The organism is Alkalihalobacillus sp. NPDC127517 (assembly GCF_050276055.1).
Classification (GTDB): domain Bacteria; phylum Bacillota; class Bacilli; order Bacillales; family Bacillaceae_D; genus Alkalicoccobacillus.
The window spans coordinates 177483-191683 of sequence record NZ_JBNNQX010000010.1; the positions used below are offsets into that span (position 1 = coordinate 177483).

At 39.9% G+C, this 14201-nt stretch carries 14 protein-coding genes; 9 read left to right on the forward strand and 5 right to left on the reverse strand.

The window, feature by feature from the left end; translation table 11 throughout:
* The first annotated feature begins 111 nt into the window (after positions 1-111).
* The 3 genes from ACQKKO_RS15220 (at position 112) to ACQKKO_RS15230 (ending at position 2540) form a co-directional block, all read left to right on the forward strand.
* Complete coding sequence (locus ACQKKO_RS15220) at positions 112-1338, forward strand: RtcB family protein (RefSeq protein WP_498648623.1); 1227 nt, start codon at positions 112-114, stop codon at positions 1336-1338.
* 23 nt (positions 1339-1361) lie between these two features.
* Positions 1362-2255: a thymidylate synthase gene (gene thyA / locus ACQKKO_RS15225; RefSeq protein ID WP_498648624.1), complete on the forward strand. Its 894-nt coding sequence runs from the start codon at positions 1362-1364 to the stop codon at positions 2253-2255.
* Between the two features lie 111 nt (positions 2256-2366).
* Positions 2367-2540, forward strand: coding sequence for a hypothetical protein (locus ACQKKO_RS15230; RefSeq protein ID WP_498648625.1), 174 nt, complete (start codon positions 2367-2369; stop codon positions 2538-2540).
* 67 nt (positions 2541-2607) lie between these two features.
* Here the strand turns inward: ACQKKO_RS15230 and ACQKKO_RS15235 are convergent, their stop codons facing one another.
* Together ACQKKO_RS15235 and ACQKKO_RS15240 are read right to left on the reverse strand one after the other, a co-directional pair.
* Positions 2608-3573 carry an ABC transporter substrate-binding protein gene (locus ACQKKO_RS15235; RefSeq protein WP_498648627.1) on the reverse strand — a complete coding sequence of 322 codons (966 nt, stop codon included), beginning with the start codon at positions 3571-3573 and terminating at the stop codon, positions 2608-2610.
* Positions 3574-3708: 135 nt separating this feature from the next.
* A complete protein-coding gene (locus tag ACQKKO_RS15240) occupies positions 3709-4533 on the reverse strand; it encodes an aldo/keto reductase (RefSeq protein ID WP_498648629.1) in 825 nt (274 codons plus the stop codon).
* Between the two features lie 148 nt (positions 4534-4681).
* On the opposite strand from ACQKKO_RS15240, the gene ACQKKO_RS15245 reads away from it, so the two are divergent.
* Positions 4682-4867, forward strand: coding sequence for a hypothetical protein (locus ACQKKO_RS15245; RefSeq protein WP_498648632.1), 186 nt, complete (start codon positions 4682-4684; stop codon positions 4865-4867).
* On the opposite strand, the gene ACQKKO_RS15250 is transcribed toward ACQKKO_RS15245, so the two are convergent.
* On the reverse strand, positions 4858-5469 hold the full coding sequence (locus tag ACQKKO_RS15250) for a lytic transglycosylase domain-containing protein (RefSeq protein ID WP_498648634.1): 612 nt from the start codon (positions 5467-5469) through the stop codon (positions 4858-4860). The two genes, ACQKKO_RS15245 and ACQKKO_RS15250, sit on opposite strands and share 10 nt — an antisense overlap.
* A gap of 165 nt (positions 5470-5634) precedes the next feature.
* On the opposite strand from ACQKKO_RS15250, the gene ACQKKO_RS15255 reads away from it, so the two are divergent.
* Positions 5635-6618, forward strand: a complete 984-nt coding sequence (locus ACQKKO_RS15255; RefSeq protein WP_498648636.1) for a class I SAM-dependent methyltransferase — start codon at positions 5635-5637, stop codon at positions 6616-6618.
* On the opposite strand, the gene ACQKKO_RS15260 is transcribed toward ACQKKO_RS15255, so the two are convergent.
* Positions 6605-6835 (reverse strand): hypothetical protein, encoded by a 231-nt coding sequence (locus tag ACQKKO_RS15260; protein ID WP_498648637.1) that lies wholly within the window; start codon positions 6833-6835, stop codon positions 6605-6607. The two genes, ACQKKO_RS15255 and ACQKKO_RS15260, sit on opposite strands and share 14 nt — an antisense overlap.
* Before the next feature lie 419 nt (positions 6836-7254).
* Here ACQKKO_RS15260 and ACQKKO_RS15265 point away from each other — a divergent pair, with 419 nt between their 5' ends.
* The 4 genes from ACQKKO_RS15265 to ACQKKO_RS15280 all read left to right on the forward strand — a co-directional run bounded on the left by ACQKKO_RS15265 (position 7255) and on the right by ACQKKO_RS15280 (position 12343).
* The gene (locus ACQKKO_RS15265) at positions 7255-10095 is read left to right on the forward strand and encodes a 2-oxoglutarate dehydrogenase E1 component (protein ID WP_498648639.1); all 2841 of its coding nucleotides are present in this window, start codon (positions 7255-7257) and stop codon (positions 10093-10095) included.
* Between the two features lie 15 nt (positions 10096-10110).
* Positions 10111-11373, forward strand: coding sequence for a dihydrolipoyllysine-residue succinyltransferase (gene sucB, locus ACQKKO_RS15270; RefSeq protein WP_498648641.1), 1263 nt, complete (start codon positions 10111-10113; stop codon positions 11371-11373).
* A 73-nt stretch (positions 11374-11446) separates the two neighbouring features.
* On the forward strand, positions 11447-11647 hold the full coding sequence (locus ACQKKO_RS15275) for a DUF6501 family protein (RefSeq protein WP_498648643.1): 201 nt from the start codon (positions 11447-11449) through the stop codon (positions 11645-11647).
* An 81-nt stretch (positions 11648-11728) separates the two neighbouring features.
* Positions 11729-12343, forward strand: coding sequence for a DedA family protein (locus tag ACQKKO_RS15280; protein ID WP_498648645.1), 615 nt, complete (start codon positions 11729-11731; stop codon positions 12341-12343).
* A 458-nt stretch (positions 12344-12801) separates the two neighbouring features.
* Here ACQKKO_RS15280 and ACQKKO_RS15285 read toward each other — a convergent pair whose 3' ends face one another.
* The gene (locus ACQKKO_RS15285; RefSeq protein ID WP_498648648.1) at positions 12802-14094 is read right to left on the reverse strand and encodes an IS110 family RNA-guided transposase; all 1293 of its coding nucleotides are present in this window, start codon (positions 14092-14094) and stop codon (positions 12802-12804) included.
* Positions 14095-14201 lie beyond the last annotated feature (107 nt).

The window sequence follows — 14201 nt, forward strand, 5'->3', positions numbered from 1 at the left end:
GGAAGAATCTAGCAAAGACAGAGCATGTCTGCTGCTGGATTTTTTTGTGAGTTCCTCTTTCACTTCTACCGAAAAAAACGTATGATAACGTAAAGAGTAGCTAGAGGTGATATGATGTATCAAGAGATTCAATCAGTCCGCGTTTGGGGGCGCCCGTTAGATAGTGCGGTGGAACAAGCTGTACAGTGCGCGGCTCATGGGAATGTTGTACAAAGTTTATTAATGGCAGATCATCATAAAGGATATAGTCAGCCTATTGGTGGAGTGATGGTGTACGATGGGCAAATCTCTCCTTCAGGCGTAGGATACGATATTGCTTGTGGGAACAAAGCGGTCCGTACAAATTGTTCATACAAAGAGATCAAACGACACATTCCTAAAATTATGGATGAAATTGCTCGTACCATATCGTTTGGAATTGGTCGAGTAAATCTGGAGCCTGTGGATCACGAGTTATTTGATGATCCTGCTTGGAATGTATTTGATGAGATTGATCATCAAACTAAAGATACGTTTAAGGACCTCGCCAGAAAACAACTAGGAACCGTGGGAAGCGGCAATCATTTTGTTGATTTGTTTGTGGAAGAGAAAACTGGACACATTTGGATTGCAAATCACTTTGGTAGTCGTGGATTTGGTCATAAAACAGCGAGTGGATTTTTAAATCTAGCCAAAGGAAAAGCGTTTCATGACAAAGTTGGCGGTGAAAAGATGGAGGACGTTCCGACTTTGTTTGATATCCACTCTGATGTTGGACAAATGTATTTTAATGCAATGACCTTAGCTGGACGTTATGCTTACGCAGGAAGAGACTATGTGATTGATAAGGTGCTTGAAATCATTAAGGCACATGCAACGTTTACCGTCCACAATCATCATAACTTTGCTTGGAAGGAAGTTCACGATAATAATGAAGTGGTGGTTGTCAGAAAGGGAGCTACTCCCAACGCACCAGGTCAGTGGGGTTTTATAGGTGGGAGTATGGCTGATGAGTCGGTTATTATTCAAGGCAAAGACTCTGATGAAAACAAAGAGGCTTACTTTAGTACGGTTCACGGAGCCGGCCGAGTTATGAGCCGAACACAAGCAGCTGGTAAAATGAACTGGAAAACAAAACAGCGTAGAGGCGGGGACATTTCTCCTAAACAAATGAAAGATGCCTTAAACGAATATGGTGTGGAGCTGCGTGGTGGTGGAACGGATGAAAGTCCATTTGTATATAAGAAACTTAGAAGTGTATTAAAAGCACACGAGGAAACCATCGATGTTAAACATGTCTTACGTCCAATTGGTGTATGTATGGCAGGAGCGAATGAATTTGATCCATATAAGGATTAAGTGGCAATATAGGAGTGAATGAGTTGAGTGAGGCAGATGTACAGTATAAAAAAATCATAAATAAGATTATAAATGATGGCTATAGCAATAAAGGTGAACATGTAAGAACCGTCTGGAAGGACGGGGAACCAGCTTACACAAAATCAATTGTGGCACAGTCTATGCATTTTTCGAATAAAGAGGTACCAATCTTAACGACAAAAAAAGTGGCCTGGAAAACAGCAATACGCGAGCTTCTTTGGATCTGGCAAAAGAAATCAAATAACGTAGAAGAGCTACGTCAAATGAACGTACAGATTTGGAATGAATGGGAGCAAGAGGACGGAACAATTGGAAAGGCATACGGATACCAATTAGGGAAGCGTAATCGTACGTACCAAGTTAAGAACTTGGATGTAGCACTCCTGGATCCTAAACACAAAACCGTTTCAGGTGAGACAATCTTAATTGACCAAGTGGATTATTTAATTCAAGAGCTTAAGTCAAATCCATCTTCACGTAGACATATTACAATGCTCTGGAACCCAGATGAGCTGGATGAAATGTCTTTAACGCCATGTGTATATGAAACGCAGTGGCACGTGAAAGGGAATAAGCTCCACCTTGAAGTGCGATGCCGCTCCAATGATATGGGGCTTGGTAATCCATTTAATGTTTTTCAATACAATGTGCTCCAGCGTATGATTGCGCAAGTGACTGGCTATGAACTAGGAGAATATCACTTTCATATAGGTGATGCTCATATATACGAACGACATACGGAGCCATTACAGCAGCAAGTGGGGCGCGCAGAATTCCAGGCACCAGAGCTTGTCATCAACCCCGAAATTACGTCCTTTTATGATTTTACAATGAATGATTTCCAGTTACTTAATTATCAGTTTGGCGAGAAAGTTCAAATGGAAATTGCTATATAGGCTTTAAGTCTGCTCTAAAGAAACATGGAGCAGGCTTTTTTAAAGGATCGCATTGTGAATGTAAAAAATGGAAGCTATACTGGAGTAAATGAATGATGGAGGAGGATAAATATGACCGAGAATGAGGAAAGGCTTGAACAAATGCAGCGTGAGATTGATGAATTAAGAAAAGAAGTAGAAGAGCTACAGTCGACTGGTTACGTAGAAGAAAAATCAAGTCAGTGGTATTGGGTGCTTGTCCCGATAATGGCTCTTTCCATCCCGATTATTGCTATGTTGAGGTAGCCCCACTTATCATAAAAAATAAGGCTAGTGATTTCTTCTATGGAATCATTAGCCTTATTTTCAGTTACTACTTTGTTAAAAGCTCCTTTGCTGCTTCAATCGTTTGCGTATGAGCTTGTAATCCGTTATATAACCAAGAGGATTCTCTAGTAACAGGATAAACCTGATCTTTTGAGATGGCCGGTACATTTGCCCAAACTGGATCGTTTAATAAGTCGTCAGCCGCTTCTTCTGAACTATTGATAAAGATTAGGTGATCTGCATCTAATTCAGCAAGGGATTCAAGTGTTATCGGATTCCATTGGGCGATATTATCCTCTGGAAGCTCTGCAATGATATTAGCAGGTGTGAGCTCCAAATCTTCAAATAATGTCGCACCACTTGATTGCGAAGGAGAAACGGTGTAATACGTATCCGCTACATACCAAATGGCTGCCACTTTTTCATCGCCAATGGCCTGTTGAATCTCTTCTTTAGAATCTGATACAAGTGACTCGTAATCAGTTAAGGCTTGTTCTGCCTCTTCCGTTTTGCCAAGAATTTTACCGAGTTCGGTTAATGTTGTACGCCAGTCATTTGTAATTTCGTCACCTAATACAAATGTAGGTGCTATGGAATTGTATTGTTCATATAAACCAGATTCAATTTGTGTCTCATCATTAATTAAAATAAAGTCCGGGTTTGTACTCGTTACTTCTTCAAGTGGTAACTCAGAAGAGATAGGAGGGACGCCTTCTAATTGATCCTCAAGATACACTTGAGTACCATTTGGCACAGACCATTGAGCAACAGGAGTCACACCAAGCGTAACAAGATAATCCTCTAGATAGGTTCCAAGCACACGCTCAGGATTTTCTGGAATGTCTACTTCATGACCCATTGCATCTGTCATCACATTTGTTCCATTTGTCGCATTGGATGAATCGGTTGAATCATCCTCATTAGCCGAGCCGCAAGCGGACAGTGCTAGAATACTTGCACTTGCTATTGCTACCATATATTTTGATTTCTTTAAAGTATGTAATGTTCTCATTGTTTAAAAACCTCCACGTTTCATTCAATCATTTAGTATACCCTCTATATAATAATGATATTCATTATCAAAAGCAACTATTTAGATAAAAAAGTAAAAAAGACTCAAAGCATGAGCTTTGAGTCTTTCGTAATCTTAACGTTTATCCATGTCGTTCGGATGAGCGCCACGTCTTGTACCGTTATTAAGTGAATGGATGGTTTTCATTTCATCATCTGAAAGTTTAAAGTCAAAGACGTTAAAGTTCTCTTCAATTCTTGCAGGAGTAACTGACTTAGGAATAACAATTGTGTTATTTTGTAAGTGCCAACGTAACACAACTTGAGCAGGTGTTTTATCGTGAGCATTTGCAATCTCAACAACCTTAGAATCAGTTAGAACATCTCCACCTTGCATAAGAGGACTCCAGGCTTCAACAAAGATGTTATGTTTAGCACAAAAGTCTTTCAGCTCATCTTGAGCTAAATATGGATGACATTCGATTTGGTTCAGTACAGGCACTACTTCGCACTCATCAAGCAATCTCTGCAGATGCTCAATTTCAAAGTTACATACGCCAATGGCTTTAACCTTGCCTTCTTTATAGAGGGTTTCCATCGCTTTGTATGTATCTACGTACGTATCATACATTGGAGTAGGCCAGTGGATAAGATACAAATCAACATAGTCTAAACCTAGACGATCTAGACTCTCATTAAACGCCTTGATTGTTGAATCATATCCTTGATCACCGTTCCATACTTTTGTAGTAATGAACAAATCTGAACGATCAATGGTTGTATCTTTGAGAGCTGCTCCTACACCTTTTTCATTCTTGTAGATCATAGCAGTATCAATGGAGCGATAGCCAACTTCTAGTGCTTTTTCTACAGCAGGTGTTGCTTCTTCATCAGGTACCTGCCAAACTCCAAATCCTAGTTGAGGCATCTTTAAACCGTTGTTTAACGTTACAAATTCCATTTAACTCAGCTCCCTCTCATATTGGTATCATACGTATCAAGCATACCATGAGTTTCTACGGTAATCGAATGATATGCATGATGAAAAAAGAGTGATAAAATGAAAGATGTACCGTTCATTTCATTTCGAGACAGAAAGAGTGGTTTCTTTGAAACGATTAAGATACTGTTGTCTGTTCATCTGGTTATTTCTATTAATAGGTTGTAGCTTACCAGACTTAGGTCAAACAAAACCAGAGAGTAAACACATGCAATTGAAACATGAACCTTCATATATCGAACCAGTAGAAGTTGAAGAGCAATCAGAAGAACCAGTTTATACAAATCAATCTTGATCGAGTGGAAGATTGATTAATTCATAATCCTCTTGATACGCTTGATAGTAGCCCATAACTTCCTCTACATATTCTTCACTTCTATTATAAGAAAATAATGCGCCTTCTAAATCTCCATCAGATGCCCCGTGGTCTGATAGGAATGCAGCGGCAGCATAGGCTGAGTCTTTAATATCAAAGGGATCAGCTTTTCCTTTTCCTGAAACATCCATTCCATACCCATCATGTTCCTCTATTAACTCTGGATCTGTATAATCCACATCATCATCAAGCTCCCCAATATCCCCACCTGGGTGAGACCATCCTACCCAAGTTCTTGGCATAAATTGAAAGGGCCCAAGCGCTCCCACTGGACTTTCCATAGGTTTCATCGTTGAGAAAATGGTTTCAACACGATGTACGGAAGCAAGTAGCTCCCATGGAATCTCGTACTCCTGTGCCGCTTCTTGGTAAACAGGTACAAATTTTTCTGGGATTTGGTTTTGTCCAATGACCGTTTTGTACGTTATTTGTCTGACTTGATTGTTAGACTGAAAGAGATACACAAAAAGAGCGATCATGGCAACAAAGCCCACTAGTAATAGCATCAATATTTTTCTCATATGCAGTCATCCTCTAGTCTTCTTCATTGTTCATTCGAAACCTCATTATATCGCTTCACTTGATAGAAGGAAAGCGACAATTCAGCGACGGTTTCATTTGTCTGAAGGATGGGAATGTAACATTAAGCGCATGGTGCTATGTTAATTGTGATGGGGGAGAGTAATGTGATAGCAGAATACCAAAGATTATGGCAAGCTCGTAAATGGATGAAGAAAAATGAACCTTTTCTACAAGCTTGGCATGCTCATCTAGGATATAGTCTTGATTTATTTAAGGCATTTGAGAAACCAGTTACAGCCAAGTTAATTGCAGAAAGATATTCATATAAAGAAGACCTGTTAGAACGCTGGGTTGAAGTAGGCTTAGCACTCGGCTACTTAAAGGGTAAACAAGGAAAGAAAATTCAATCAAAGAAACGAATGGTCACTTACTTATCAAAAACGAGTCATCAATCAGTTGGAATTCTATTAAAAGAAATGATGGAACTACATATCCCAACGATGCTATCTTATCGACATTTAATGAAGGGTGATGAAGTGTCCCTATTAGAAGAAGATATAGGTCATACTGTTGCAGAAACATCAGGGCTTCTTGAATCTGTCATGTTTCCTAAGATGACATCTGTTGTGAAAAAAGAAAAAGTGAAACGAGTCTTAGACGTTGGGTGCGGACATGGAGGGTACCTGCATCGTTTGCATCAGAAATTCCCTCATGTGCAGTTAACAGGTATTGAAGCGGATGCTAAAGTTCAAAAGGAAGCAGTTGAACAAGCGAAGGGAACAGATATTACACTTATTCACGCCGACTTTATGAACTACATTGACGAAAATCAGTATGACTTAGTTATGATGAATAACTTATTCTACTATTTTTCCTATCAAGACCGCTTAAAACTGTTTAAACGAGCATCGAAGCTTCTAAACAAAAAAGGACATTTGTTCATTATGTCTCCTCTTGTCAGTTCAAAACATGGACAAAGATTTGCCTCAGGTTTTAACAGCTTTATGTCTGCGCATGAAGAAATGTATCCTGTACCGAATGAAAAAGAGCTGCAGTCTTACGCAAAAAAAACAGGGTTTACGCAAGTATCCTGTACCCCTGTTATTCGTGAAGGTGGATGGTACGTACTTTTATTTAAAAAGAAGTAAGTTCATCTTCAATTTCGTTTAAAAGTTGATCATATTGCGAGCTGTCGGAAAATAGAGCAGGGTGCCAATTCTGCTCGATCCATTGTTTTAACTCCTGACCATTCGTAAACACCTGTCCACTAGTATCAGCCATCCGTATCGCATATCGACCGTTGACAACATCAACAATGATTAAACTAGGCACATTTGATTCAGTTGTCCATATTGTTTTTTCCATAGTAAGCCCACCTTTCGTTCTGGTTCAGTTTTACCAAATAAAAAAAAGATATGCTGGAATTTAACCAAGTGATTTACTTGGTTTGTTCCTTTAACGTATAATAGAAAGAAAGAAGTTGCCGCATGAACGATTAAAATGATTAAGCTTTACATAATCAGTGTTAAGTGAGAATTTTTAACGTTCGACAACATTCTTTATAAAGGCTACAATTTTTTTGAGAAAGCTAAATAAATGCTAGATTTTCTCAATGAAAAGGCGTACAATTTTAATGGTTGTTGAAAGATTTATAGCGAATTTTCGTGAAAACACCAGATTCCTTTGAGTGCAAGACAGAATCGTGGTAAACTATCTGTGTAAGCGTTGCAAAAAATAGCGGTAACTGTTGAGAGAAGAAAAGTTTCTTAGGGGGTTATTATCACATGTCCAGCAAGGAGAATAACCAAGAAGCGCCGTGGCAAGGATTTCATGGTCCCAACCTAGGCGTCGTGATTGAACTGTATGATGAATTTCTAAAAGATGCGAATGCTGTTGATCCTGATCTACGTGAGAAATTTGAATTATGGGGTCCGCCTCCAACTCAAATGAATACGGAGAATAGTGTAAGTGGAACAGCAGGTAATACGCTCAACCCGGACATGATGACGAAAGTAGTAAGTGCAGTTAAACTTGCTGATATGATTCGGGCCAAAGGTCATTTGGTCTCTAACATCAATCCAATTCTACGTTCAGAGCTAAGCGATGAATTTATTAGTTTAGAGCGTTTTCAATTAACTAGGGAAGATCTACTAAATATTCCAGCAGGGCTTTTAATGAACAATGCTCCAGCCCATTTGCGTAACGGCTTTGATGTGATTGAGCATCTTAAGAACCGATATACAAAAACAACGGCGTTTGAATTTGAGCACGTTCAAGATGAAGAAGAGAGAGTATGGTTACGTAATGCTGTAGAGTCGGGTGAGTTTTTTGAGGATCTGACTACTGATAAAAAGAAAGATCTATTAAAGAGATTAACGGAAGTAGAAGGATTTGAGAAATTTATTCACCGTACGTTTGTAGGTCAAAAACGATTTTCAATTGAAGGACTAGATACACTTGTTCCTATGCTTGATGAATCAATTGATTTATCCATGACTAAAGGAACTAAAAATGTCATGATTGGGATGGCTCATAGAGGAAGATTAAATGTTTTGGCTCATACACTTGGAAAGCCTTACAATCGAATTTTCTCTGAGTTTTTGCAAGCTCCTAAGGAAAATACAGCGCCTACAGAAGGTGGAGAAGAATACAATGACGGTTGGACTGGTGATGTTAAGTATCACTTAGGTGAGAATCGAATCATTGAAAAAGATCAGTATTCTACTAGAGTCACACTTGCAAATAACCCAAGTCATCTTGAGTTTGTTAGCCCAATTGTAGAGGGGTATGCTCGAGCTGCACAAGAAGACCGCTCAGAAAAAGGTCAACCTAAACAAGACGTCAGCAAAGCCTTGGCTATCTTAATCCATGGTGATGCAGCTTTTCCTGGACAAGGTGTTGTAACGGAGACATTAAACTTAAGTCGATTAAATGGCTATCAAATCGGTGGAAGCCTGCATATTATTGCAAACAATAATATTGGATACACAACAGAAATTTTTGATTCGCGTTCAACTACATATGCAAGTGATCCTGCAAAAGGATTTGAAATCCCGATTGTTCACGTAAATGCAGACGATGCAGAGGCCTGTGTAAAAGTCACTGAGCTTGCGGTTGAATACCGTAAACGCTTTAAAAAAGACTTTTTAATCGACTTAATCGGATATCGCCGTTATGGTCACAACGAGGGGGATGAGCCAGCTGTAACTCAGCCAGTTCTATACGATGAAATTCGTAAGCATCCAACCGTGCGTGAACTTTATGCTCGTCAGCTTGAAGAAGCTGGAACGGTAAAAGCTAATTATGGCAAAGAACTAGACGAAGAGCAAGCAAATCTTTTACAAGAGGAATATGATTCTATTTCCAACAAGAAATCAGAGAACAAGCAAGAGCTTAGTCCTCCTGGTTTTATCGTAAATGGATTGCCTAAATTGAAAACACAAGTGGAACGAGAACGCTTGGAGTCTATTAACGAACAGCTTTTACAGTGGCCTGACGACTTTAAGCCGAACCAAAAGCTTGAAAAAATATTAAACCGCAGACTAGATGCCTTTAAAGAGAATGGTGCACTTGATTGGGGCTTAGGTGAGTATTTAGCGTTTGCTACCATTCTTGCTGATGGCACACCCATTCGATTAACGGGTCAGGATACAGAGCGTGGAACATTTGCTCATAGACATGCGGTATTGCATGATCGAGAAACCAATAAGACGATTACACCACTTCATGAGTTTGAAGATGGAGCTGCGTCGTTCTCAATCTATAACTCTCCATTGTCAGAGCAAGCGGCTGTAGGGTATGAGTACGGCTATAATGTCTTTTCACCAGAAACACTCGTGCTTTGGGAAGCTCAATTTGGAGATTTCAGTAACGGCGCCCAAGTAATGCTTGACCAGTGGGTATCTGCGGCTCGTGCAAAATGGGGTCAGAAATCTGGCCTAGTATTACTGCTTCCTCATGGATATGAGGGTATGGGACCAGAGCATTCAAGTGCAAGACTTGAACGATTCCTGCAGATGGCTGCCGAAAATAACTGGACTGTTGCAAACTGTACGTCTGCAGCTCAATACTTCCATATTTTGCGTCGTCAAGCTGCTATTTTACAAAAGAACGCCGTAAGACCTTTGATTATCATGACTCCAAAAAGCTTGTTACGTAACAAGGCTGCATCTTCTAAACCAGCTGAGTTTACGGATGGAGAATTCCTTCCAGTACTTGAACACACAACCACGGGTTCAGAGGTTGAAAAAGTAGAGCGAGTGGTATTATGTAGTGGGAAAATTGGTGTGGAGTTAAATGATTATTTAGCGAAAAATCAAGAAGAAGATACAAGCTGGGTTCATATTGCAAGAGTGGAAGAGCTGTATCCATTCCCACGTCGTATGATTCGTGAGCTTCTGCAAAAATTCCCGAACCTAAAAGAGGTAAAATGGGTGCAAGAAGAACCGAAAAACATGGGTGCTTGGACATTTATGGAGTCTCGTATTCTTGAGATCCTTCCTGAAGAGGTTGAACTTAGCTATATCGGACGTACGTATCGTTCAAGTCCGGCTGAAGGTGTTTCATCTGCTCATAAAACAGAACAATCCCGCATTGTAAACGAGACTTTTACTCGTAAAAACTAAGGAGGCTCATCCATCATGACTGAAATTAAAGTACCAGAACTAGCTGAATCAATTACTGAAGGAACGATTGCCGAGTGGTTAAAAAAAGTTGGCGATCACGTTAATCAAGGTGAGTATATTGCAGAACTGGAAACAGATAAGGTCAACATTGAAATCACATCTGAGTATTCTGGAGTGATTAAAGAGCTTAAGCGTGAACCTGGTGATACAGTTGAAGTCGGAGAAGTCATTGCCATTATTGATGAGAGTGCGGATGGATCAAGCGATCAAGGGAGCACAGATCAAAGCTCTGAACAAGCTGAAGAGAAAAAAGAAGTAGCAGCTGTAACAAAAGAAGAACCAAAGGAAGAAGCATCTCAATCAACTTCTTCTGAAGAATTAACAGAAGATGAGCGTAGATTAGCTACTCCTTCTGCTCGTAAGCGTGCAAGAGAAAAAGGAATCTCATTAAAAGACATCAGCTCAAACGGAACGATCCGTAAGCAGGATGTTGATTCCCATTCTCCTAAAAAGGAAGAGCCTAAGAAAGAAGCGAAAAAAGAAACAAAAGCACCGGCACAAGCGGATAACCCTGCTAAGCCAGTAGAACGTATTAAAATGTCTAGACGTCGTCAAACCATTGCTAAACGTTTGGTTGAATCACAACAGACAGCTGCAATGTTAACAACGTTTAATGAAATTGATATGACAAATGTGATGGATCTTCGTAAGCGTCGTAAGGATGCATTCCAAGAGAAAACAGGAGTGAAACTTGGATTCATGTCATTTTTTACAAAAGCGGTTATTGGGGCATTAAAACAATTCCCATTATTAAACGCGGAGATCCAAGGGGACGAAATCCTAATGAAGAAATACTATGACATTGGGATCGCGGTTTCAACGGATGACGGACTTGTTGTACCAGTTGTTCGTGATGCGGATCGCTTAGGATTTGCTGGAATTGAAAGTGAAATCCGTAACCTAGGACTAAAAGCTCGTGACAATAAGCTTGCTTTATCAGACCTACAAGGAGGAAGCTTTACCATTACAAACGGTGGAGTATTCGGTTCGTTATGGTCTACACCAATTTTAAATGCTCCTCAGGTTGGTATCCTGGGAATGCATAAAGTTCAATGGAGACCAGTTGCTATTGATGAAGAAACCTTTGAAAATCGTCCGATGATGTACATCGCCCTTTCATATGATCATAGAATTGTAGATGGGAAAGAAGCTGTTAGCTTCCTTGTGAAAGTAAAGGAAATGCTTGAGGACCCTGAAAACTTGTTGTTAGAAGGATAAGTATTGTATGCTTAGAGAAGCTGACGAGTCAGCTTCTCTATTTTTTATCACGAATTAAAGGCAGGTAATGAAAATGATTCATCAACAGTGGGAAACAAACGAAACCATTCGTGAACTGACATGTGTTCATACGGATGCCAAAAAGTATATGGTTAACCGAGCATTAACTGTAGGAAAAACCTATCCTCTAAAAAACGAGACAGATGAATTTTACTTTGTGATTGATAACACAGGTAAAGTTGGTGGATATTACAAAGAATATTTTAAAGGGTAACAATAAGAATGGCTGGAAAGCCATTCTTTTTGTTTCCTTTTAGGGAAATGAGGGTATTCATTTCCTGAGGAGTTGAATTCAATGGACTGGATTAGTGAGATGATCAATTATGTCTTACCATATGGTTATACAGCACTATTTATTTGTTTTGCCATCGGTTTATTCATCTTTCCGGTCCCTAACGAAGTTCTATTAATGACAGGTGGTTGGATGGTTACACTAACGTATATGGAACCAATCCCAACATTTTTAATCATATTTGCAGCGGTGATTTGCCATGGCTCAATTTGGTATATCATTGGAGCGAGGATGAATCGGTCGATGACAAATCATACTCGGTTCGGGGCAAGGTGGAAACAACGAGCAGAAGAAAGTACTAAACTTATTAATCGACATGGTAAGCGTGCGCTATTATTCAGTTATTATCTTCCGTTTGTTCGCCACGCTGTTCCGCTTGGAGTGGGGGCTTCATCCATTCGGTATGTAACCTTTGCCACGTATGCTTTTTTATCCGCTTCCATCTGGGTTGGTGCGTATTTTTCCATTGGTTACTTTTTCGGTCAGATGATTGGTCAAGTTCAATCCATACTTGAGCATGTCACATATCTTGTCATTGTTACATGTATGGCTCTTGCATTTTTTGTTTATCGCAAGCTCAAAAAGAATGATATGGATAAAATGATACAAAAAATATAGTGAACATATAGAGGCTGGGACATAACTAAAAATCACGAAAGGCGAATGATTCGATTGCAGAATCATTCGCCTTTCGTGATTTTATTTTGAACAAGCGGAGGGAGAACCCGAGACTCCCTCCGAAAAAGTTAATGTATCAATGGTTTTAAGGTTTTTAAAGAGATAAAAATATTTTTTATGAATCAATCAATATCATCATCATTCCATATAAGGATGAAAAAGGGAACGGAGCTCACGCTACGCTTGAGGATGAAGGGAATATCATCCAGTTAGAAGTATGAGGTGCATCGTTGAGCTCTGCTCTTCTTATGATGGACGTACCCTCCCATGTCTCTTGGCGTCATGCGCTCACGTTCCTTCGTTGGGTCTCTTCATAAGGCAGAGTTGGTTTTTTGCTCCTACATAGACTCTAGGTCAATTGTCTCGATCAACCATAACTCCTGACACCATGTTGTACCTTATGAAGCAAGGGCTGCTGAAGACTGAAGAAGAGGGCTATCTCTTCTCATTCGTTCGGCATCAATGGCCATCTTATGATGGCTTAATCCCCAGAACACTTTTAATAGCTTACTACCAAGTACGACCAAAGCTTCTTTTTTCTTGAGCGGGTTGTCATCTCTAGAAATGTAATGCACATATAGATCTCGAAACGCCTGGTTATTGTGAACAAGTGTAAGAGTCGCTCGAAAAAGAAGAGCACGTAAATGGCGCCTACCTCGCTTAGAGAGTTTCTTTCGACCTTTGTGCTGTCCTGAAGAATTCTCACGTAAAGTCAATCCCGCTAATTTTATGAGTTGGCGTGGATGTTGATAAGCCGTGAGAGGTCCTGCTTCAGCTAAGAGTTCACAAACCATATCTTCACTAATTCCTGGTATAGAGATCAAATGCTCATACGCATCAAGTTCTTGAGCGAGTTCTTGCATTAATACCTTTGTTTCCTCCAAAGACTGACAGACTTGTTCGTACTGAGAGATGAGCCATTGAATCTTCTGTTTGGCAAATGTCGTTCCTTCCGTTAGTCCTATCGACTGAGAAGCAAGTGAGTGTACTTCCACGATCTTCTTACGTGATGGGCATCGGAATGCCTCTTTGTCTTTGAGGATCTTTAGAAAGGCATCGACCTCTAGGTCGATCCATTGTTCAGGCAAGGGAACGTACTTTAGAATCCCTACAACGGTCTTTCCAATGTCTTTAAATGCTTGTCCAATTAATTCAGGAAAATATCGATCCATCCATTGAATGATTTTATTTGATAATCGGGCTTTCTCTTTCTTCAGATGGTTGCGGTGAGCCGATCCTTCTCGTAGCTCAGCCTCAATACCAGTTAACACACGAGGATAGGTAAAATACCCTTGAGAGACCATTCTGGCAATCACACGAGAATCCTTCTGGTCATTTTTAGTCTGCAGGTTATCCTCAAATTCTTTTGCACGATTAACGTGCAATGGGTTCACCATCACGTAAAGAATCTCATGTTTACTTAGAAATTCAGCGAGATTCATCCAATAGTGTCCTGTTGGTTCAAAGCCGATGATCACATCTGTCTTTTGATGTTCTTGTTTAAACGTCTCTACCTTCTCGAGGAACTGATGAAACCCTTCAATAGACTGTAAAACAGGGAAGGGTTTCTCTAGTTCTCGCCCCCGGTCGTCAAATACACAAGCAAAGTGTTTAAATTTAGCAATATCAATTCCAATCACTAATGTATCTCTTTGGACTTGATCTAGTTTTTCATTCCGGTTATGCTTCAAAGTGAGTCCTCCTTTGATGTTTTGTGTGATTACTTGCATCTTAACGGAGGACTTTTTTTGTGTAAATAGGTCAAAAGAAAACCCACAGGAATGCTCCTACGGAACAG

Coding starts and splice junctions, on each gene's coding strand:
- ACQKKO_RS15265 (WP_498648639.1), top strand. CDS start 7,255: ATGTCCAGCAAGGAGAATAACCAAGAAGCGCCGTGGCAAGGATTTCAT.
- ACQKKO_RS15235 (WP_498648627.1), bottom strand. CDS start 3,573: ATGAGAACATTACATACTTTAAAGAAATCAAAATATATGGTAGCAATA.
- ACQKKO_RS15240 (WP_498648629.1), bottom strand. CDS start 4,533: ATGGAATTTGTAACGTTAAACAACGGTTTAAAGATGCCTCAACTAGGA.
- ACQKKO_RS15250 (WP_498648634.1), bottom strand. CDS start 5,469: ATGAGAAAAATATTGATGCTATTACTAGTGGGCTTTGTTGCCATGATC.
- ACQKKO_RS15230 (WP_498648625.1), top strand. CDS start 2,367: ATGACCGAGAATGAGGAAAGGCTTGAACAAATGCAGCGTGAGATTGAT.
- ACQKKO_RS15275 (WP_498648643.1), top strand. CDS start 11,447: ATGATTCATCAACAGTGGGAAACAAACGAAACCATTCGTGAACTGACA.
- ACQKKO_RS15260 (WP_498648637.1), bottom strand. CDS start 6,835: ATGGAAAAAACAATATGGACAACTGAATCAAATGTGCCTAGTTTAATC.
- sucB (WP_498648641.1), top strand. CDS start 10,111: ATGACTGAAATTAAAGTACCAGAACTAGCTGAATCAATTACTGAAGGA.
- ACQKKO_RS15220 (WP_498648623.1), top strand. CDS start 112: ATGATGTATCAAGAGATTCAATCAGTCCGCGTTTGGGGGCGCCCGTTA.
- ACQKKO_RS15280 (WP_498648645.1), top strand. CDS start 11,729: ATGGACTGGATTAGTGAGATGATCAATTATGTCTTACCATATGGTTAT.